Genomic DNA, 21,829 nt, shown 5'->3' with positions numbered 1-21,829 from the left:
TTATTTACCACCCTTACGAAGACGAGGGTCAAGAACAACGTAAAGCATGTCTGCAACTAGGTTAAAGAACAGCATGAATAGCGTCATGATAAGCAGCTGACCTTGCAGTACTTGGTAGTCACGAGCGTTAATTGCGTTGAAAAGTACGCTGCCAAGACCTGGGTAGTTAAAGATGATTTCGATAATTAACTGACCACCGATTGCCATACCTAGCGACATTGAAAGGGCTGTCACACTAGGTAGCATCGCGTTACGAGCTGCGTAGTTGAATACCACTCGGTTTTCGCTCAGGCCTTTGCCTTTCGCCATGGTGATGTAGTCTTCGGCTAGTAGGTTGATCATGTTGTTACGCATGTTTACTAGGAAGCCACCAATTTGAACAACAGAAGCACAGAACAGTGGTAAGAAGGCGTGGTAAGCGACATCTTTAATGAATGCCCAGCTTGTCCAGTCAGGCATAGTACCTGCGGTGTAGGCATAACCGGTTGGGAACCACTTCAAGCCAATTGCAAAGGTAAATAGTGCAATCATTGCGATAACAACTTGAGGAACGGCTTGTAGAATCAGCATCCCTGGAGTTACGAAGGCATCGTACTTACTGCCGCGTTTCCACGCTGCGAAAATACCTAGGATTGAACCAATCGAGAAAGAAAGAATAACTGCGGTGCCGGCTAAGAAAAGCGACCAACCGAATGCTCCACCCAACAGTGTGTTTACAGAAAGTGGGTAGAATTGAATTGATGTACCAAGTTCCCAGCTAAGAATGTTCTTCATGTACGCTACGTATTGAACCAGTAGACCGCCATCAACGAAGCCTAATAGTTCTTTCATTGCAGCAATACGCTCTGGAGTAACTTGTACAGAAGCGTTCGCAAACATCATGGTAACTGGGTCACCAGGCATTGCTCTTGGAATAATAAAGTTTAACGTCGCAGCAACTAATAGCGCGACAAAATAAAATGACAAACGTCTTAAAAAATAACCCATAACTCACACCTTACTCACCCAGATTGTTTCCCTGTTTCTGGATTCAGGTCGCTCCTAGCGAAATTTGGAACGAAAAATCCCCTGACGACTAGCGCCATACTTTCAATTGATAGTGTGGGGATTTTTATAAGCGGCGTAAGAGGTTACGCCGCAAGGATTGAACGATTACTTATTTAACTGGTTTTAGGTCCAGTACATGAAGTAGACGCTCTGGAATACCAGCCCAAATGTTTGGACGGCCTTTTGGATTTTCTTCGTTCCACCAACCAGTGAAGCGAGTTGTGTTGTATTGGTACATGTAAGCACCAGACATCACAGGGATTGTCACTTGGTCTGCAGCGATGATTTGCTGGATACCGTGTGCAATGTCTAGCTGCTCGTTCTTATCAGCTGTTTTGTAGAAGCTGTTTAGAAGACCATCTAGCTTGTCGTTTTTGTAGAAGTGCATTGCGAAACGAGGCATACCATCACCAGATTGTAGTGATGAGTTGTAAGCACTGTTCCAGTATGTGTATGGATCCGCACCGTGGAAGTAGTTTGTGTATGCTACGTCGTATGTACCTTCAAGCATTGCTTGGTTGTAAACAGAGAAGTCAGGTGTACGAGCTTTCGCTTTAATACCGATTTCGTTCAGCTGTTCTACTGCTAGTTGAACTGTGTTGTTGAAGTCAGTCCAGCCGTTTGGCGATTGAATCATTAGCTCGAAAGACTTGCCTGATGGAGTGTCAACAAAACCATCTTTGTTTACATCTTTGAAGCCAGCGTCAGCAAGAAGCTTCTTCGCGCCTTCAGCGTTGTAAGTGTTGAAGCCTTTGTACTTGTCGTGAGTTTTTTCATCAGACCAAGCTTCAAACGCGTAGCCAAGACCCGATGCGAAATCGTTCACAGTACCGCCACCGTAGAATGCGATGTCGATGATAGTTTGACGGTCAAGAGCCATAGAGAAAGCACGACGGAAGTCAACGTTGCTCAATGCTTCATGCTTCGCAGCATCAGGGTGCTTGAAGTTAACGATGAATGCCTGTGTACCTGCTGGCGGGTACCAGTAGTGGTGTTTAGGGCTAGCTGCTGCGTATGTACGATCGATATCTGGAACAAAAGAAGACGTCCAGTCCATTTCACTATTTACAACTTTACCTAGGAATTGGTCGTTGTTCGCAATTTGTGGAACACGTAGACAGTCAACATCTAGATTGTCTGCATCCCAGTAATTCGGGTTTGCACACTGGATGTATAGTTGCGCTGTAAACGTATCGATTTCTGTAAATGGACCAGAACCTACCGGATTCTCATTGGTAAACGTTGATGGATCTTTAACGTCTTTCCAGATGTGCTTAGGTACTACAGGTACTTTAGCAATCTCGTAAGGTACGTTTGAGTTTGCTTCTGTTAGTGTGAACTTAACTTGGTTGTCGTTCAGTTTTTCTACAGAAGTTACCCAAGAGTTGATACCAGATTGGTCAAGCTCTGGCTTCTCTTTTACAAGGTTGAAAGAAAAAACAACATCATCAGCAGAGAAAGTTTCTCCGTCAGACCATTTAACACCCTTACGAATGTCGAAAACAACGCTCATCAGATCATCTGACATCTTGAAGTTTTCAGCTAGACGGAACACTGGGGTGTTACCGTGCATTTCGTTAAATACTACTAGCGGCTCGTACATGAAGTCAGTGGTAGTATGTAGGTTAGTAGCACCAAGGTACGGGTTAAAGTTACGTACGAATGTAGTGTACTCTTTCGGGTGTACGGTCAGTTCACTGCGTTCTGCAGCGGTTGCTACTGATGCAAAACCTGTTGTAGCAGTTGCAATAATTGCTGTTGCTATTGCTGTTTTTTTTATATTGGCAAGCATAGCTGTTCCTTACTATTTGCTTTCATTTCACTAATGGATTGAATGTTATCTGTCGCTAAATTGTTTAGTAGATACACACTCTGGTTAAAGGCCTACCTCTTCTTCGTTGCTCCAGATTCATCGTTGATTCTGAGAAGTGGTAAGAGTGGCCTGTAGGCCTTTGGCAGGAGTAAGAAAACACCTTATCGATGAATTAATCAAACTCGTTTCCCGTCAAAAACGTTAAAAACACACAACCTCACGTCATTAACGTCAAAATAGGTTGCTTTGGTGGTTTTTTGTGCGCAATTGTTAAGGTGATGTGACTCGCATTTGGTTTTGTGGTTACTGCTAGTTGTAAGTGTTCACTAACTTTAAAGGCTTTTTATTATAATGCTTTACCCTACGTTGGTATAATTGTAGATCTCGGTCACTTGCCAGTTTTACGTTAAATTTCCCTAGAAAATTAAATCTGCCGTTCTGTTGTGACTCGCTTCTCAAACTGCAACAAAGAGTCAGATAACGGTCAGATAACGGTCAGATATGATTGAGAATAGAACGAAAAGTACTGACGGTTACGAGCACGCACTGTGCGTAATTGGCGTGAATTCTTCCTTGTTTAAAGGCGTGAAAAAAGTGCGTTGCAAGCGTTGGGATTATACTTTTTGTGATTGTTAGGTGTACAAAAAAGCCCACGCTAGGTGGGCTAATAAGGTGATGTTGGTTCAGGAATTAACTGGTCAGTAGTTTCTGAAGTTTATCTCTTAGCATCTCAATATGGGTTCTTTCTGGCGTCTGTTCTTTACAGTGTTCCAGTATGAATTCGATTGAGCTCAGTACCGTTCGCCAGCGAGGGGTTTTCGGTAGGGTTTCTACGCGTAGGTATTTGTCTAGCGTTCGAGTTTGCAGCGTACTGCGGTCTAAGTAGACGCGCCACAAGCCACTCTTCTCGGCGAAAGCGAACTTGGTTTCACCAGTCACCGATTCCCAGTAGATGATGGCATTAGTCATCGCATCGACCAGTACCTCGCGCATTAACTCTTGCTTGTTTTTACCTTCACCGGTTGCCTTGTCAGCAAGACGAGTAAATTCTCCGCCCAGCTCTTTCAGCTGTTGTAACTTATCTTTGTCGCCTTCAAAGGCATAACTAGAAAGAGCCTCAACCGCCGTTTCAAGGTTATTGATTCGGTTTGAGTTAACACCACCACCTACATTAAAGATATACATGGTGTCGAGCCCTGAGCCTTCAGGTAGCTTAAGGATGTCACTCGGTATGCGCTGACGTGTGTCATCTATATAGATATCAATGTCACCGCAGTAGTGGGCTTGCTCCACTTTAAGGTATTTAGGCGCAATGATCTCGTCGGCCATTGAGCGTTTAAGTTGTTCTTGTCCGCGTCTGAATAGCTTTGCCGCCGCTTCGTTAGCAAAGCGAATACGTTGGTCATCACGAATACAGATGATGGCTTCAGGTGCTGATTCTAGCTGCTCCAATAAGCGGCCTTGAGTTTCTAGCAAGTTAGCTTCAACCATCGCTCTATGTTTGAGCTCGAGTTGCAGTTGGTCGTTTTCAAGGCGTCTTTGTTCAGCTTTACTTGCTGATAGATGCGCTGTTATTCGAGCCGCTAATTCTTGTTTGTTGAACGGTTTAGACAAGTAGTCATTGGCACCCGCTTCGAAACCTCGAACACGGTCTTCTGCTTGGTTGAGGGCTGTTAGCATGATGATTGGCAACTGAGCATGATCGTATTGCTTACGCAGTGCTTCACAAACCTGATAGCCACTCATTCCTGGCATCATGATGTCGAGTAGAAGCAGTTCTGGCTTCTCTTTTTCAATCAGTTCAATGGTTTCAGGGCCATCACATGCAGTACGTACTCGATAACCTTCTAATTTCAAGAAGCTGTCTAATACTCGTAGGTTCACCGGCTCATCATCGGCGATAACCAATAATGGGCCATCTGGATTCTCACTGATAACACTATTTTCTTGTTGGCTGTTATCAATTAAATCCGGCGCTTGGAAGTGCGAGTAGTGACCAGATTCGTTGTAACTGTCCAGCTCATCTTGAGTAGCTAGGGGCAGGGTAAAGCTAAAGGTAGTGCCAAGCATTGGCTGACTACTTACGTACAGTGAACCGCCCATTAGCTCGATCAACTGACGACTGATCGATAATCCAAGCCCTGCACCTTGGCGGTAGTTACTCGCATCTTGGCCTGCTTGAATCAATGGTTCAAAGATGTGCTCAAGGTACTCGGCCGGTATACCTTGGCCAGTATCGACAACTTGTACGCGAATGTTGTCGTCGATAACGCTGGCAGAGATTACAATCTTGCCTTCTGAGGTATACTTGATGGCATTGCCGACCAAGTTATACATTACTTGTTCAAGTCGTTGAGGATCCGATGAAACCAGCCCTAAATCACTTGGGACTTGGTTAATAATACGGATTGGCTTATTGCCCAATAGGTGATGAGACAATTCTAGGACCAAGCTGGTGGCTGCCGACAAATCAACGGCTGATTTCTTAATATCTAAGCTGCCATAGCGCATCTTGTGATAATCAAGCAGATCATCAACCAAGGTCGCCAATCTCTGACCACTATTGATGATGATATCCAACTGATACTTTTGGTTAGCCGGAATAGGACCGTTTGCTCCAGATATCAAGGCTTCAGCAATACCCACCATGCCATGCAGTGGTGTTCTCAATTCGTGTGAAGTAGTCGCTAAGAACTCATCTTTAAGTTTGTTGGCCAGTTGCAACTCTTCGTTTTGCTTTTGAATGGTCTTAAGGTTGTCCTCAAGTTCATCGTTTTGGCTTTTGATGAGCTGCATTTTTTCACGAATAGAGCGCTGCATTCTCTCGAAGCTCACCGCGAGCCGGCCTATCTCATCTTTTCGCTCGGTATTGATCATGGTTTCATCGAGATCACCCGCCGATACTTTTTCAGCTGCCCATGTCAGTTTAAGTAGTGGGGAGGTGATGAAGTTAGACAGATAGTGCGATGCAACGACTACGAGAATGATCGCCGTTAGCATCACGATCACGAAGATCTTCTCTAACTGATGAATACGAGCAAACGCCTCTTTTTCTGGCAGCTCTACGACAAGAGCCCATGTTGCGTATTTCAGCTCAATTGGTGTATATGCTGCGATGATCGCTTGATCTAGGGTGTTGTCGAAGGTGCCAACCGCCGTTTCACCAGCCAATGCTTTATCGACAACGTCTAGGCTCAAATTGATTGATTCTTGTGAATGAGCAAGGCTACGCGGCAGGTGATCATCACCCACAAGCAGCGTTTGAATGTTCGAACTCTTGTTGAGATCCGCAATCAACTTAGTAATGCCGTTGATTGGTAGCCTAAACATCGCGTAACTGTGCAGGTAGCCTTGTTGAACGATAGGTGCGCCTAGCCATGCGGTCTGCTTGCCGTTTTCGTCTTTAAAATCAGACACGATAACCGGCGTGTAATCTTCGTTAGATTTACGTCGGTCGGTTACGTCTTTGGCTAGTCGTTGAAAGGTAATACCTAGGTTGGAATCCTTGTATTTCCCTGTCAGCAAGTTGGTGCCGTAATCGTCATTTTTAAAGACGGAATAAGCGACGTTACCGTTGATATCAACTAAGAGAATATCGTCAAAATCAGAGCGTTTAAGCAGTTCTAGGTAAGCATTATGGTAGCGCTTGTGCAGTAAGCGATAACGTTCGCTGCCAATAAAGCTGCTGGACTCTGGAAGAATCGACGTTTTGATTTGATCGCCAGACCCCTGAATGTAGCGTTGTTGCGCATTACTGCGAGCCTCGTCAATATCTAACCCCAATCGTTGGAATGCATTGATCAAACCATAAAATCGTCCTCCACTGGCATTGGCTAATTCTGAGCGAACAAAGCCCATCACTTGGGATTCTTGAGCTTGTAGGTAATCGACAATTTGCTGCTGCTTAGTATCACGAACCGAAACAAGGTGTGAGGTGCTTTGTTCCTGGAGATCCTGACTGTGCGATTGGAGGAAAAATATCGCGATAAGTGTCACTGGGGTAATACTGAGGACAAGAAATGCCAGCATTAGGGTATTTTGAAGGCGCTTAAACTTCTGCTTACGATAGAATCTAAACATAAATTGGGTACTACTTTCCTTTGATGTACTGCTAAAAGGGGCGAAAACAAGTACAGAGAATAGAATTAACGGGTTCCAATTTAACGAAATTAACGAGTTTTTTTACTTTGACAAGTAAGTGGTATTTAAAGCGTGTGCAAAAGCTCATTTTTATAGAGTTTTGACAAAAATATGAACAGACAGCGCAGATAATGACCCTGCGCTGTGCTAGAGAGGTTATTTGTTTGCGTGATAGATCGCGAATTTAGTGGTCTTATTTAGAGTCGCGCATTTTCCAAACGCTTGTTCAATAATTGGAATATATTTTAAGAAACTGTTCGCAACAATAATCATCTCACCAGAACGCTTCAAATGCTTAGGAGCCTGAGCAAGTAAGGTCTCAGTCGCGCTGTAGCTAGTGTCTAAACCTGAATGGAATGGTGGGTTACTGATGATGAACTGGTAGTCTTCTGCAGTATCAGAATAAACATCTGACGCGAAGACTTTACCCGTTAAACCATTCGCTTCTAGCGTTGCTTGGCTTGATGCCACAGCAAATGCACTGATGTCGCACATTTCTAGCTCGATATCTGGGTTACGAGATGCCATTACCGCGCCCAATACGCCTGCACCACAGCCAAAATCCAGTACCTTGCCTTTTAGTTTTGGCAGGGTGTCCAACAGAAGTTGGCTACCAACATCGAATTGACCGTGACTGAAGACGCCAGGAAGGCTTTTTACCGTCAGAGGTTGTTCATCAATGTTAACCGTGTAGGTCTTAAACCAGTCTTGCAGGTTGAACGCTTGTGGTTGCTCGAAGCATTGACCCCAGTAGAAAGAGCAACGACGGGCTGAATCGTATTTAACAACTTTGCCGTAAGGAGCAAACATCTTCTCGATGCTTTTCACGCCTGAGCGGTTCTCACCAACCACGACGATTTCGGTATCTTTGCCTAGCTTGGCAAATAGCATCGCCAATAGAAATTCCGCTTCTGCTTTGGCTTTTGGCCAGTACAGCATAACTAAGTCGGCTTTGGTCTCTTCGGTAAACTCCGCACCATAAAAACGTTGGATGGTGTTGCAGCCTTCTAATTGACGGTAGTAGCTGTAATTAGAAGTAAACACAGAGACAGATTCACAGTGCTTCGCTAACTCAACAGGGAACAAGTCTTCTGCCTCACCGGCAACTAAAACATGTTTGCCTTCAAAGTAGGCGAGTTGGCGTTGAGCAATCTGGCTTGGGGCAATATAAGCTGACATAGTACACTCTGTTGAATCGTTAGCAAAAAATGAGGGCGGATTTTCGCATAATCCGCCCAAAGCTTGAAGTGTTTAATACTCGTTCGGCAACCAAGTTGCGGAACCGTTGATTAACTCTTGTCTTGCTGGTTTAAAAAGTCCTTAAACTCTTCATCGTAGATGTTGAATAGGACAATGGTAATCGCAAAAATCAGTGGGCCGTAGATAAGACCAATTAGGCCAAACAGTTGAATACCGCCCAATAGTGAGAAGAAGATCATTAGGGTATTCATGCCAGCACTGCCTTGCATTAGCAGCGGACGTAGCAAGTTATCAATTGAACCCACAATCGCTACACAGTAAACCGTTAGGAAAATCGCCCACGTGGTATCACCAGTTAGGAACAAGTAAGTTGCTGCTGGAATCCAGATTAATGCGGTCCCCACAACTGGGATGAAAGAGGCAAAGCCCATCATGGTACCCCAGAATAGACCTGGGAACCCGGCAATCCACATACCTAAACCGCCAGCAAAACCTTGCGCGATTGCGGTTAAGAATGAGCCCATTACAGCGGATTTAGATACTTGCTCTATCTCTGTTAGAAGTTTGTCTTCTTGGCTACGAGACAATGGAAGAATATGACGAACCACACTGATGATTTTGTCGTGATCTCTTAATAAGAAGAACAAAACGAACAGCATCAAGAAGAAATCCATCAAGAAATTGGTCGCGTCACCTAAGATTTTCGCACTGATACCAACTAGCTTAGAACCAAAGCTGGTCGCAAACTCACCGACTTTTTGTGCGATGGCTTGAGGCTCAATGTTGTCGAAAGGCAGGTAGTTATTCACAAATGACAGTGCTTTGACCACTAACGGGTGAGCAAACAGAGTCTGAATGCCACCGTGGGTCACCCATTGGTAAGTATTCTGAGAGAACAGAGAACCTTGCTGAACAATTGCTGCGAATACTGCCAATAAAGGGATAACAATAATGAAGGTCAGTATGATACAAGACAGCAGAGAGACGATGTTTTCTTTATTCGGGATCTTTTTTTCAAGCCACTCATGGATTGGGAACATCAATAGTGAAATGATAAAGGCCATCACGATAGAGTTAACGTATGGCTCGATAAGCAGGTAACAAGCATAAGCCGCCGCGAGTAGGGCAATGATGATCACCCAGTGGCTGGAATTGATTTTGAGTTTTTCTGACACGGTAATGGTCTCTATATTTGCGTTCTGAGTTTATAATGGCTGCAAAACAGAGAGTTAGCAATGAGGAGTTTTGATAATGGGATGCTGTAATAAAGATAAGAAATGCCAAGACGAAGAACAGCAAACAAAAAAAGAGATCCCTTGGTTCAGAATGTTCCTTGGTACCTTGATGCTGTTGGTTTTTCTTTTCTGGGAACGTTAATCGCTTTTGGTTCAGCTTTAGCCTTAATCGACGGCTAAATAAGCTGTCATATTTGTGGCTAATGGACGCGATATATAAAAAAGGGCTGCATTTAATGCAGCCCTAAATTCAATCGGTTAGCGACTTATAAAGTGCTTTCGACTATTTGCTTTCAGCAGCAATGATCGCAAGAGAGCGGTCGGCAGCTTCTAGTGTTGCATCAAGTTCCTTTGAACCATGAGCAAGAGAAGTAAAGCTTGCTTCGAATGCTGAAGGTGCAAGGTAAACACCGTGATCTAACATTAGGTGGAAGAAGCGCTTGAAGCGTTCTACATCACACTTAGTTACATCTTCGTAGCACGTCACAGTTTCTTGGTCAGTGAAGAAGAAACCAAACATACCGCCAACTTGATGAACTAGCATCGGGATGCCGTGCTTGTCAGCAAGTTGCTTGAAGCCTTTTGCCAACTGCTTAGTTTTTGAAGCTAGACGCTTTTCGTTGCCTTCTTCACGTAGAAGATTCAAGCATGCGTAGCCAGCAGCCATTGCAACAGGGTTACCTGAAAGCGTACCCGCTTGGTAAACAGGGCCAGTTGGTGCGATGTATTGCATCACGTCTTTACGACCACCAAAAGCACCCACAGGCATGCCGCCGCCGATCACTTTACCAAGGCACGTTAGGTCTGGCTTGATGTTGTAATATGCCTGAGCACAACCTTCAGCAACGCGGAAACCTGTCATTACTTCATCAAAGATTAGCAATGCACCTTCTTGATCACAGATTTCACGTAGACCTTCGTGGAAGCCTTCTACAGGAGGGATACAGTTCATGTTACCCGCGACTGGCTCAACGATGATACAAGCGATCTCGCCTTTGTTTGCCGCGAAGATTTCACGTACAGAATCTAGGTTGTTGAATGTTGCTGTTAGCGTTAGTTTCGCAAAGTCAGCCGGTACGCCAGGAGAGCTTGGTTGACCTAAAGTCAGTGCGCCAGAACCAGCTTTTACCAGTAGGCTGTCGGCGTGGCCGTGGTAGCAGCCTTCAAACTTAAGAATTTTGTCACGACCAGTGAAGCCACGAGCAAGACGAATCGCACTCATGGTTGCTTCTGTACCTGAGCTCACCATACGTAGCTGTTCCATTGATGGAACCATCTCAGATACAAGTTCAGCCATTTTGATTTCAGTTTCGGTTGGAGCACCGAAGCTAAGGCCGCGTTGAGCTGCTGCAATCACAGCATCACGAATAACAGCGTGGTTGTGACCAAGGATCATTGGACCCCAAGAGCCAACGTAATCGATATACGCTTTACCATCAGCATCAAAAATAAGTGGGCCATCAGCGCGTTCAACGAAGATTGGAGAACCACCTACGCCATTGAATGCACGAACGGGAGAGTTTACGCCACCAGGAATAGTTTGCTGTGCTTTTTCGTACAGCTCTGCTGATTTGGTCATTGATATATCCTCTTTTGACTGTCGGACCAATTGGCACGCATTGTACCTATCCCTAATCCAACTAGGAATGCTTTCGCCCAGATAATCACCCGAATCTGGTTGTTTTGTGTGGTTACACGTTTTAATTGTTAGATATTGGCGAGTTTACAGCAGTAAAAGGACCGATCCTGTGGTGAATACTTGAACGTTTCAGTCAGGTATTAGATAATCACCCGAATATAAGAAAATACTCAACAACTATGGTCTCGAATTAGATTTGTATCATGTTGTTTTTGACACAGGTAAGAGAGGTTGTCGTGAGCGAAGTAAATATCCCATTGTCTTTTTCTGATGCAGCAGCTACCCGCGTACAAACGCTAATTGCTGAAGAAGAAAACCCAGAACTAAAACTGCGTGTATACATTACAGGTGGTGGTTGTAGTGGTTTCCAATACGGCTTCACATTTGATGAAAAAGTAAATGATGGCGACACTACGATTGTAAACAGCGGTGTAACGCTGGTTGTTGACCCAATGAGCCTACAGTACTTAATGGGCGGCATGGTTGATTACACAGAAGGCCTAGAAGGCGCACGTTTCTTTGTGAACAACCCGAACGCGACAACAACATGTGGTTGTGGTGCATCATTTAGCGTATAGCTTAAAAGATAGCTATACGCTAAAAGACAGCTTTAGCTGAAAGGTACACTAGAAGGTTGTAAACGCCGAACTTATGTTCGGCGTTTTTGTTTTTATATCCCCAAATTTCTCTTCATAACAACGCTCCTTTCTTAGCAAGGCTCTTGTTTTTCACGTAGCCTCAAAATTGCTAAGACATATTAAGTTATTGCTTTTAAAACCATTCCAACCTTCTATTTTGTCATTTTTAGTACACGGCATATTTTTTAAACTGTCGATAGCGTCCAACTTCGTTGAGGATTGGTCTGTTAAGGTTACCTTTGTGCATAAGGAAGTTGCACATCACGCTATTAAGCCAACTAGCGCGCATGAATTACATCGGACAAAAGGATTTGTTATGCCCACTCTATTTTCTAACTCACCACTTTTTCAGAAATTGAAGCAGCCGTGGCTGGTTTCTCTGACTCTAGTCGTGTTGTTGTCGATCTGGCTTGGTTTAGGCGTAGGGCAAGCAGAAGAATCACCTGAAAAAAAGGCGACAGAAATTCCGCTGGCTAAGGTTTCCTTTCAAACATTCACTTCATCACCGACCTTTAAAACAATTGATCTCTATGGAAGAACGGCGCCCGATCGGCATGCTCGTCTAGGTGCTGAAGTCGCGGGCAAGATTGTCAGATTGAACGTTGTTAAGGGGGATATGGTTAAAGCTGGACAAGCCATTGCCCAGATAGATAAGGGTGATTTAGAGATTCAACTAGAGCGAGCCTCGGCTTTATATCGCTTGAGGCAGAAAGAGTTTAAAGCGGCGCAGTCACTGAAGAAAAGAGGGCTGCAAGGCGAAATCGCCTACACCACCGCAGAGGCTTCGTTAACAGAAGCGAAAGCCATGATGCGCAATGCGGAGTTGGCTTTAAAGAATACTGTCATTACTTCGCCTTTTTCGGGTGTGGTTCAAGATTTGATGGTAGAGCTTGGTGACTTTGTTGGGGTTGGCGATCCGGTCGCGGGCGTGATTGACCTCGATCCTCTGGTCATCGAAGCCGATGTCAGTGAACGTCATATCCAGCATTTGTTAGTTAATCAGTCCGCCTTGGTTCGCTTATTGGGAAGAGAAGAAGTGGAAGGCCGCTTACGTTATGTTTCTCGAATCTCTTCTGCCTCTACCAATACCTTCCCGATCGAGATAGAAATCGATAACTCCAAAGGCCTATTACCTGCAGGTGTCAGTGCCGAGGTAAAACTCAACCTAGAAACAAGAGACGCAATCAAGATAACACCGGCGATGCTGGCATTGGATGAGGCGGGTAACCTCGGGGTCAAAACCTTGGTCTCTGCTAGTGACTCACCAACGGTGAAGTTTGTAGGCATTCAGCTAGTAAAGGCCGAACAAGATGGAGTGTGGCTCACTGGGTTAGGTCAACGCGTCGACATCATCACCGTAGGTCAAGGCTTTGTGCGTGATGGTGATTCCGTGATTGCTGTTGAGCAAGGTGCTGAACCCTCAAATGTAACCGCAGAGTAGGAGATTGCCGATGTATTCAATTATTGATGCAGCCTTGTCTCGTGCTAGAACAATGCTCTCCCTTTTGGCGTTAATCCTTGTAGCCGGTGTCGTCACCTATATCACGATCCCCAAAGAATCGAGCCCAGACATTACTATCCCAATTATCTATGTCTCTGTTGGGCATCAAGGTATTTCGCCAACCGATGCCGAACGCTTATTGGTTAGGCCGATAGAGCAAGAGCTTAGGTCAATTGAAGGCGTAAAAGAGATGACAGCAACTGCAGCTGAAGGCCACGCCTCTGTTGTGTTGGAGTTTAACGTAGGAGTCGATCTCACCAAAGCGATGGCCGATGTGCGTGACGCGGTTGATCTGGCTAAACCAAAACTGCCAGAAGACAGTGATGAGCCGACCGTAAATGAGGTGACGCTTGCTTCTGAACAGCCTGTTCTGTCTGTTGTGCTATTCGGTACCGTTCCTGAGCGCACCATAGTGCAAATTGCCCGGGAGCTTGGAGACAAATTAGAAAGCTATCGCCAAATCCTTGAAGTCGATATTGCGGGCGATCGAGATGATATTGTCGAGATCATTGTCGATCCGTTATTAATGGAGAGCTACAGCTTAGATCAAGCGGATATCTATAACCTGATCGCTCTGAACAACAGAGTAGTTGCCGCTGGCTTTGTTGATACGGGCTACGGACGTTTCTCTGTCAAAGTCCCTTCGGTGTTTAACTCTTTAAAAGACGTGCTCGAGTTGCCTATTAAAGTGGATGGCAAGCAGGTGGTCACTTTTGGTGATGTCGCTACGGTTCGTCGAGCGTTTCGAGATCCTGAAAGCTTTGCTCGTTTAGATGGCAAATCTGCGGTGGTGTTGGATATCAAGAAGCGTGCAGGTGAGAACATCATCGAAACGGTTGAGCTAGTCAAAGCGGTAATGGCCGGTGCTCAGCAGCAAGCTGAATGGCCAAATAACCTATTGGTCAAATACACCTGGGATGAATCTAAAGATGTGAAGATCATGCTTAATGATCTGCAAAACAATATCTTATCTGCCATTATTCTGGTGGTGATCGTTATCATCGCGATTCTTGGTGTGCGTACCGCTTTGTTAGTGGGTATTTCCATTCCAGGCTCATTCCTAACCGGGTTATTGGTTCTTTCTGTGTTTGGCTTAACCGTCAATATCGTAGTGTTGTTTTCTCTGATCATGGCGGTGGGTATGTTGGTTGACGGTGCGATTGTGGTGACCGAATTTGCAGACAGGCGAATGCAAGAGGGTGAAGGGCGCAAAGCCGCTTACCGAGATGCTGCGAAACGGATGGCGTGGCCGATAACCGCATCCACAGCCACAACCTTAGCCGCATTTGCTCCGTTACTGTTTTGGCCTGATGTGACGGGCGAATTCATGAAGTTCTTACCACTAACTCTGATCGCTACGTTAACTGCTTCGTTAATTATGGCGCTGTTGTTTGTGCCTGTGCTGGGAGGTTTGATTGGCAAACCTCAATACGTATCGTCTAAAAGCCAAGCTCGAATGGTCGCACTGCATAATGGTGATTTTTCACAAGCCACAGGCTTAACTAAGGCGTATTACCACACACTGTCGATTGCGATTAAGCACCCATTTAAGATCCTCTTCAGTGCGATATTACTCGCGGTTGCAGTTGGTTTTACTTATTCAAAAGCGGGTCTAGGTGCAGAGTTCTTCCCAGAAGTTGATCCGCCATTCTTTAATGTCAAAGTTCGTTCTCATGGTGACCTGTCTATCCAAGAAAAGGATGACATCATGCGTGATATTGAACTGATGATGCTCAATCATGATGAGTTTGATACTGTTTACACGCGTACTGGTGGTGACGACCAGATTGGTTTGATCTCAATTACGCCTGTTGACTGGCAATATCGCCGCAGCGTTAAAGCGATTATTGATGAGTTAAAAGTGCAAACTGATCAATACGCAGGTGTTGAGATTGAATATAAGTTTCCTGATGCTGGGCCTCCGGTTGAAAATGACTTAGTGATTGAGCTGTCGGCAAGAACGCCAGAGCAACTTAATCAGGCTGCAAAAATTGTGAGAGGGTGGGCGGATGGTAATCAAGCACTGACCAATATTAGTGATACCGCGAGTAAAGACGGCATCGATTGGAAGGTGGATATTCGCCGCGATGATGCCGCACGTTTTGCTGCTGACGCGACCTTGGTGGGTAATACCGTTCAATTCGTGACTAATGGTCTCAAGATTGGTGATTACCTGCCGGATGACTCTTCAGAAGAGGTCGATATATTGGTGCGTTACCCGAATGATAAAAGGGATATTGGACGCTTCGACCAACTGAGAGTCAAAACACCTGCTGGCTTGGTGCCGATCACCAACTTTGCTCAGATTGTTCCCGACCATAAGCAAGATACAATTAAACGCCTTGATGGTAAGCGTGTGGTGAACATCATGGCGGATATGGAAGAGGGCTATAACCTTGCACTCGAGCTGCCAAAGATTGAGCAAGCGTTGAGTGAACTGGGGCTACCGAGTAGTGTCGAATTTCGTATCCGTGGTCAAAATGAAGAACAAGAAAACTCTTCCGCCTTCCTACAAAGTGCTTTCTTGGTTGCTTTGGCGGTAATGGCTTTGATTCTGATTACTCAGTTTAATAGCTTCTATCAAGCATTCCTGATTTTGAGTGCGGTGCTGTTCTCAACGGTTGGTGTCTTTGTTGGTCTGCTTATCTTCCAGCGCCCGTTTGGCATCGTGATGTCTGGTATTGGGGTGATCGCACTGGCAGGAATAGTGGTGAATAACAATATCGTGCTGATCGATACCTATAACCAGTTGATTAAAAGAGGCTTGGATAAGCGAGATGCGATTCTGAGAACCGGTGTGCAACGTTTAAGACCTGTAATGCTGACTACGGTCACCACCATTTTAGGTTTGATGCCGATGGTGCTAGAGATGAACATCGACTTGATTAATCAAAAGATAGAATTCGGCGCGCCGAGCACGCAATGGTGGTCGCAACTCGCTACGGCAATTGCAGGAGGTTTGGCATTCGCGACAGTATTGACCTTGGTACTGACCCCTTGTCTATTAATGCTAGGGCGAGACAAGAAGCCTGAAAAATAGTAGATACAGTGGTTCGATGAACATAAAAAAGAGCGCCTTGATGGGCGCTCTTTTTTTGGTCTTTATAGTGATTAGGCTTTCAATCTAATTGGTCGCTAGTAACCTAATTAGTCGCGAGTAACTGACCGTATCGCTCTAGGTTATTCAGTCGAATCTCTGAGTTGGCAATAAAGGTTGCTTTTGCTTTACCTGTTAACGACTTAGATTGAGGCAATTTCACGGTACGCGCATTTTTATGTACGCCATTAACCAAGAATTCATAATGTAAGTGCGGGCCTGTCACACGGCCTGTACCGCCCAAAGTACCAATAGTTTGGCCTTGTTTTACGCGCTGACCTGTTTTCACCATACGTCGCTTCATGTGCAGGTACTTGGTGATGTAGGTGTTGCTGTGGCGGATAAACACGTAGTTACCATTGAATTGGTTGTAACCCGACTTCTGAACAATACCGTCTCCGGCTGCCCAGATAGGCGTGCCAACAGGAGCTGCGTAGTCAGTACCGCGGTGAGCGCGAACCTTACCGGTTACTGGGTGTCTCCTGGTAGGATTAAAGTTCGATGTTACACGACGAAAATCAATTGGTGAGCGCAAGAACGCTTTCTTCATTGCTCGACCATTTTCATCGAAGTAGTTGCCGCTCTTATCATCCAATACCGCGGTAAATGAGTCGCCTTGGTTTTTGAATACGGCTGCCATGATCTTACCGCGACCAACCACTTCACCTTCAACCACTTTCTCTTGGTATAAGATTTGGAAGCTGTCGTTCTTGCGAATATCTAACGCAAAGTCGATATCCCAACCGAAGATGCCCGCCAGTTCCATAATTTGGTTTGCGGTTAAACCTGCGCTGACGCCTGCATTCCAGAAATTAGAGGTGATATTAGCTTCGGCATAATTGTACTGGTAGGCGACTTCTTTTTTGTCGAAACTTGATGAGAAAGAATCGCCAGACTTAGTGATCTTGAAGCTTTCAAACGCACTAAGTTGTCGTTTTAACTGAATAAGGTCGTTGTTTTCATCAAAGCCGAACTGCAAGACATCACCAGGTCTTAGATTAGACAACTGCTTCTTAATATCATTATTGGTATTGAGTAGCGTGATCAGCAGACGGTATGAGAGGCCAATACGTTCAAATAAAACAGAGGTGCTTTCGCCAGAGCGAACGGTGTATTTCTCCCAATTGAGCACTGCCGTCGGTGGAGCGTCACTTGAGCTAATAAGCGCAGAGGCATTGATAGTCAGTGGGTAATGTTTTCCCACAACTAAAGCGCCCGAATCGTCACGCAAACTGTTGACGTCGGGGAGTAAGAAAATCGCGACGAAAATTATGGCACTAAAAAATGCGATAAAAGCCCGGTGCAAAATAGGAAGGCGTGCAAAAATAGACAACATGTTCCGGTTCGTTCTGTAAATATTATGAAAATCGACGACGGAATAGTGTAACTGGTTTCAAAATACATCGCTATTCAAGTAAGATGTCTAATTAATGTATTTTTGCCAAATCTGTGGGAGTGAACAAGAATGGCGAGTATTGAAGCTGCACTAGCCGAGATCAAACGTGGCGTAGAAGAACTGATTCCAGAAGACGAACTGATTGCAAAACTAAAAGAAGGTCGTCCTTTACGCATTAAGCTGGGTGCCGATCCAACAGCTCCAGATATCCACCTAGGCCATACGGTTATCTTTAACAAGCTTCGTGCTTTCCAAGAGCTTGGTCATGAAGTGACATTCCTTATCGGTGATTTCACTGCAATGGTTGGTGACCCATCAGGTAAAAACTCAACACGTCCACCGCTCAGCCGCGAAGACGTATTGAAGAATGCTGAAACTTACAAAGAGCAAGTATTCAAGATTCTAGATCCTGCGAAAACGCAAATTCGTTTCAACTCTGAATGGCTATCTGAGCTTGGTGCTGAAGGCATGATTCGTCTTGCTTCTAACCAAACTGTTGCTCGTATGCTTGAGCGTGATGACTTCAAAAAGCGTTACGCTGGTGGTCAACCGATCGCAATCCACGAATTCATGTACCCACTTCTACAAGGTCACGACTCTGTTGCACTAGAGAGCGACGTTGAGCTTGGCGGTACTGACCAGAAGTTTAACCTGCTAATGGGTCGTGAACTGCAAAAAGCAGCAGGTCAAAAACCACAAGCGGTACTGATGATGCCACTACTTGTTGGTCTAGACGGCGTTAAGAAGATGTCTAAGTCTGCGCACAACTACATCGGTATCAGCGAAGCACCAAGCGAGATGTTTGGTAAGATCATGTCTATCTCTGACGATCTAATGTGGAGCTACTACGAGCTACTGTCTTTCCGTCCCCTTGAAGAAGTTGCGGAACTGAAAGCTGGCGTTGATGCAGGTAAGAACCCGCGTGACGTTAAAGTACTTCTTGCTAAAGAGATCATCGCTCGTTTCCACAGTGAAGCAGATGCTGAAGCTGCTGAGCAAGAGTTCGTTAACCGTTTTGCTAAGAACCAAGTTCCTGATGAAATGCCGGAATTTGAATTCGAAGCAGGCCTGCCAATTGCGAACGTTCTAAAAGAAGCGGGTCTTGTAAACTCGACTTCTGATGCGATGCGTATGATCAAGCAAGGCGCGGCTAAGCTTGAAGGCGAGAAGATTGAAGACAGCAAATTCGTACCTGAAGCAGGTACTGCCGTTTACCAAGTAGGTAAGCGTAAATTTGCTCGTATTACTATTAAGTAATAATGCACATCAATGATTGAACCAAAGGCATCCACGGATGCCTTTTTTATTGACTTAAAATTGACGAAACTTTGAAACGCCTATTGCTACACTATGCGCGCTGTCAAATTGACAGTAATTCTGGAGATTTTTATGAACAATACCGACCATCCTCCTAGTTTGAATGGAGAAGAATAACCTGTCTCGGTATTGATCTATTGTCCTGCCGTTCAGGTAGGGTATCTTTGTTTTTCCCCCGCATTCTTTTCCACACACTAGATTCTAACAAGTAGACACACCAGTAGCTTTCAGCTCTTGGTGCGCATAAATCTATAAATCTATAAATCTATAAATCTATAAATCTATGCTATTTGTTTTGATGGTCGTTACCTTTGCCAATCGGGAGATTCGCCATGACGGTAATGAACAACACTTTTTTATCTATTGAAGCTCTGTACTCAGAGCAAGACATCCAAGCTGTATCGAATGCATTTCAACAGTACGGACGTGAACAACAAATTAACCTTTTGAACCGAATGCCGCTCGAAGATGCGGTGCTAGTGCTGGGACAATGCTCTTTGAGTACGATTCAGACTTTACTTAGTGAGCTAGAAGAGCAGGGCTTTGAGAAGCGCTCTCGACATCTAGCTCACCAACTAGGGCTGATTTACTCAGAGGTAGAACCTCAGCAGGGTTATCTTTCTACTGGCGTCATGAGCCATGTTAGGCAGCGTATCGGTTGGATTATTGCGCTAGCACTATTGGGAATCGTCTCAGGGCTTATCATTGCTCAGTATGAAGATATTCTCAGTCAGTTGGTACTTTTGGCAATCTACATGCCGGTAATTGCTGCTGCTGGTGGTAACACCGGAACACAAGCCGCGACTTTGGTGATTAGAGCCTTAGCCACCGGTGAGTTGAAAAAACGCCAATGGGCTAACGTTCTGTGGAAAGAGTTTAGAGTTGCTATTTGTCTAGCTCTAGCGATTGCCGTAGTGATGATTGGGCGTATTTTACTATTTAGCGAAAACCAATCGACAGGTGGCTATGACATCAACATGATTGCGTTAGCGATTGCGGTCGCGTTGTTCATTCAGGTGACCATATCAACCGTGCTCGGCGGCGGGTTACCGATAGTCGCTCGGCTATTTAAGCTTGATCCAGCGGTGTTAGTGAGCCCAGTGCTTGCTTCGATAGTGGATATCTCAGGAATGTGGATCTACTTCACTGTCGTGAACTCATTCCTAGGAATCGCTTAAAAGCTGATAAAAATAGCTAAATACATCTGAGGAACAAAAATGGCGCTGAAGATTTAAGGTCTTCAGCGCCATTTTTATTGTTTAAGTAGAAGTTTACACAGAGCTAAGCATTACTTAGATTTGCTTTGTGTTTGACTGAACTCGACCACATCTTTGTAGAAAGCACGCTCAAACTGGGTGATAGGTGCTTCCACTGGTTTGTCTGGGTCTTGTTCTTCAGGGAAGTAATCACGAACAAACTGCACAAACAGAGAGTTTGGTTTCCCCGCCTTATCTAATCCATACCCCGCCATGTTGTAACTGCCGTATAGAGAACCACTCTTGGCGATAATGTTGCCTTGAATCGGTGCTTTTCTCATGCTCTGACGGTATTTGAGCGTTCCATCAGTGCCAGATGTAGGCATAGCCTCAATCAGGTTGAGCTGTTGATCGTTTTCCCAGATATAACGAAGCACTTGAGCCATGGTCTGTGACCTCATTCGGTTATTTCTGGATAACCCTGAACCATCGACGAGCTGCGCCTTGCTGAGGTCGATGTTTGCCTTAGTCAACAATATCTGCTTTATCGCTTCAGTACCGTTATTGAAGCTACCCGGTTGAACATAAAATGTTGCACCCAGAGTTTTGGTTAGGTTGTCTGCGATAAGGTTATCCGACTTCTTGAGCATGATATCGAGCAGTTCAGGAAGTTTCTCTGAGTTGTGACTAGCGACTAAGGTGGTTTTGTCTACTTTAGCTTTTTGACCAATAATCACATCACCTTTTACTTCGATTTTCAGTTCTTTGAGAAGTGATGTCACGACTTGATAAGTGTAAAGTTCTGGATTTTGAATGGCGAACTTGAGTGGCAGTGGTTTCTTACGCTCAACCAAGCAGCCAGAGAGCTTGTAAGCGTTGTCTGGGGTCGTAATTAGCTCCAAGTCGCATTGCGTTGCCTTCTGCCCAGAACGAGTTACCGTGGCAGCGGTGGTTGTCACGTCTATCGGATAGTGAGCGGGAATATAAACGCGTGTCGCACCATTATCTTTTGTATAAATAGAGGCTTGTGCGCAGTTGCTGTCTAAAGTCATTGCGCTAGAAGGCGCGCTGTAACAAACCCCTAGAATGTCCCAAGGCCAACCCACCGCTCGCTGATAGCCCGTAAAAGTCGAGTTATCGAGGTATAAGTTGCCTTTGATGGTTCTGGATTGAGATTTTACGTATTGACCCAAAAGGCTTTTAAGCTGTTCTCGTTGCAGGGTCGGGTCGCCACTGAATGAAATGATTGAGTCATTCCCAGAACGAGCGATGTTGGTCGTGTAGTGAAAGTCATCCCCTAACTCCAACTTAGCCGCCAACGCTGTCACCAACTTTAAAGTACTGGCGGGTGGATAGAAGCCATCACTGTTGGAATTCATTTTGTTTGAATCGCCTTTTAGGGATTCCAAAATAACACTGCTGCTACTGCCATCAGGCAGTTTATCTAGTGGTGAATAAGCGAAAGCCTTAACTGAGAAAGCGCTAATGGAAAAACTACATACAAGTAGTGCGGATAGAAGGCGCATAGAAGATTTCTTGGATGGCTGATGTTTTCAGTATACAGATATAAAAAACGCCCGCTAGATAGCGGGCGTTTTGATTCTCAATTA

The 21,829-nt window shown here is 45.0% G+C and carries 13 protein-coding genes; 5 read left to right on the top strand and 8 right to left on the bottom strand.

Features of this window, described 5'->3' with window-relative positions:
- From IQQ51_RS16250 to hemL, 6 genes are all read right to left on the bottom strand, one after another.
- A complete protein-coding gene (locus IQQ51_RS16250) occupies positions 1-987 on the bottom strand; it encodes an ABC transporter permease (protein ID WP_017633262.1) in 987 nt (328 codons plus the stop codon).
- Positions 988-1,156: 169 nt separating this feature from the next.
- Positions 1,157-2,839: an ABC transporter substrate-binding protein gene (locus IQQ51_RS16245; protein WP_017056650.1), complete on the bottom strand. Its 1,683-nt coding sequence runs from the start codon at positions 2,837-2,839 to the stop codon at positions 1,157-1,159.
- A 711-nt stretch (positions 2,840-3,550) separates the two neighbouring features.
- A complete protein-coding gene (locus IQQ51_RS16240; RefSeq protein WP_017063266.1) occupies positions 3,551-6,940 on the bottom strand; it encodes a response regulator in 3,390 nt (1,129 codons plus the stop codon).
- Between the two features lie 216 nt (positions 6,941-7,156).
- Complete coding sequence (gene rsmC / locus IQQ51_RS16235) at positions 7,157-8,179, bottom strand: 16S rRNA (guanine(1207)-N(2))-methyltransferase RsmC (RefSeq protein ID WP_061018743.1); 1,023 nt, start codon at positions 8,177-8,179, stop codon at positions 7,157-7,159.
- 110 nt (positions 8,180-8,289) lie between these two features.
- Entirely contained in the window at positions 8,290-9,375 is a 1,086-nt protein-coding gene (locus IQQ51_RS16230; protein ID WP_048612315.1) for an AI-2E family transporter, read from the bottom strand.
- Between the two features lie 343 nt (positions 9,376-9,718).
- The gene (hemL, locus tag IQQ51_RS16225; protein ID WP_010436060.1) at positions 9,719-11,014 is read right to left on the bottom strand and encodes a glutamate-1-semialdehyde 2,1-aminomutase; all 1,296 of its coding nucleotides are present in this window, start codon (positions 11,012-11,014) and stop codon (positions 9,719-9,721) included.
- Between the two features lie 296 nt (positions 11,015-11,310).
- Here hemL and erpA point away from each other — a divergent pair, with 296 nt between their 5' ends.
- The 3 genes from erpA to IQQ51_RS16210 all read left to right on the top strand — a co-directional run bounded on the left by erpA (position 11,311) and on the right by IQQ51_RS16210 (position 16,253).
- Complete coding sequence (gene erpA / locus IQQ51_RS16220; RefSeq protein ID WP_004734539.1) at positions 11,311-11,652, top strand: iron-sulfur cluster insertion protein ErpA; 342 nt, start codon at positions 11,311-11,313, stop codon at positions 11,650-11,652.
- Between the two features lie 376 nt (positions 11,653-12,028).
- Positions 12,029-13,153, top strand: a complete 1,125-nt coding sequence (locus IQQ51_RS16215; protein ID WP_193841593.1) for an efflux RND transporter periplasmic adaptor subunit — start codon at positions 12,029-12,031, stop codon at positions 13,151-13,153.
- Positions 13,154-13,163: 10 nt separating this feature from the next.
- Positions 13,164-16,253, top strand: a complete 3,090-nt coding sequence (locus tag IQQ51_RS16210; RefSeq protein WP_193841592.1) for an efflux RND transporter permease subunit — start codon at positions 13,164-13,166, stop codon at positions 16,251-16,253.
- Positions 16,254-16,356: 103 nt separating this feature from the next.
- Here the strand turns inward: IQQ51_RS16210 and IQQ51_RS16205 are convergent, their stop codons facing one another.
- Positions 16,357-17,646, bottom strand: coding sequence for a peptidoglycan DD-metalloendopeptidase family protein (locus IQQ51_RS16205; protein ID WP_193841591.1), 1,290 nt, complete (start codon positions 17,644-17,646; stop codon positions 16,357-16,359).
- 129 nt (positions 17,647-17,775) lie between these two features.
- Here IQQ51_RS16205 and tyrS point away from each other — a divergent pair, with 129 nt between their 5' ends.
- Together tyrS and IQQ51_RS16195 are read left to right on the top strand one after the other, a co-directional pair.
- Entirely contained in the window at positions 17,776-18,963 is a 1,188-nt protein-coding gene (tyrS, locus tag IQQ51_RS16200) for a tyrosine--tRNA ligase (RefSeq protein ID WP_017059402.1), read from the top strand.
- A 392-nt stretch (positions 18,964-19,355) separates the two neighbouring features.
- On the top strand, positions 19,356-20,201 hold the full coding sequence (locus tag IQQ51_RS16195; protein WP_017068902.1) for a magnesium transporter: 846 nt from the start codon (positions 19,356-19,358) through the stop codon (positions 20,199-20,201).
- A 110-nt stretch (positions 20,202-20,311) separates the two neighbouring features.
- Here the strand turns inward: IQQ51_RS16195 and dacB are convergent, their stop codons facing one another.
- A complete protein-coding gene (gene dacB / locus IQQ51_RS16190) occupies positions 20,312-21,745 on the bottom strand; it encodes a serine-type D-Ala-D-Ala carboxypeptidase (protein ID WP_193841590.1) in 1,434 nt (477 codons plus the stop codon).
- Positions 21,746-21,829: the final 84 nt, after the last annotated feature.

This window comes from Vibrio sp. OPT18 (assembly GCF_015163615.1).
GTDB classification, from domain to species: domain Bacteria; phylum Pseudomonadota; class Gammaproteobacteria; order Enterobacterales; family Vibrionaceae; genus Vibrio; species Vibrio coralliirubri.
The sequence above is the reverse complement of the archived record's forward strand: the minus strand, read 5'-3'. Positions and strand labels throughout refer to the sequence as shown.

Excerpts from the sequence above, each read along its gene's own strand:
- IQQ51_RS16250 (WP_017633262.1), bottom strand. The coding sequence starts at position 987 with ATGGGTTATTTTTTAAGACGTTTGTCATTTTATTTTGTCGCGCTATTA.
- IQQ51_RS16245 (WP_017056650.1), bottom strand. The coding sequence starts at position 2,839 with ATGCTTGCCAATATAAAAAAAACAGCAATAGCAACAGCAATTATTGCA.
- IQQ51_RS16240 (WP_017063266.1), bottom strand. The coding sequence starts at position 6,940 with ATGTTTAGATTCTATCGTAAGCAGAAGTTTAAGCGCCTTCAAAATACC.
- rsmC (WP_061018743.1), bottom strand. The coding sequence starts at position 8,179 with ATGTCAGCTTATATTGCCCCAAGCCAGATTGCTCAACGCCAACTCGCC.
- hemL (WP_010436060.1), bottom strand. The coding sequence starts at position 11,014 with ATGACCAAATCAGCAGAGCTGTACGAAAAAGCACAGCAAACTATTCCT.
- IQQ51_RS16215 (WP_193841593.1), top strand. The coding sequence starts at position 12,029 with ATGCCCACTCTATTTTCTAACTCACCACTTTTTCAGAAATTGAAGCAG.
- IQQ51_RS16210 (WP_193841592.1), top strand. The coding sequence starts at position 13,164 with ATGTATTCAATTATTGATGCAGCCTTGTCTCGTGCTAGAACAATGCTC.
- IQQ51_RS16205 (WP_193841591.1), bottom strand. The coding sequence starts at position 17,646 with ATGTTGTCTATTTTTGCACGCCTTCCTATTTTGCACCGGGCTTTTATC.
- tyrS (WP_017059402.1), top strand. The coding sequence starts at position 17,776 with ATGGCGAGTATTGAAGCTGCACTAGCCGAGATCAAACGTGGCGTAGAA.
- IQQ51_RS16195 (WP_017068902.1), top strand. The coding sequence starts at position 19,356 with ATGACGGTAATGAACAACACTTTTTTATCTATTGAAGCTCTGTACTCA.
- dacB (WP_193841590.1), bottom strand. The coding sequence starts at position 21,745 with ATGCGCCTTCTATCCGCACTACTTGTATGTAGTTTTTCCATTAGCGCT.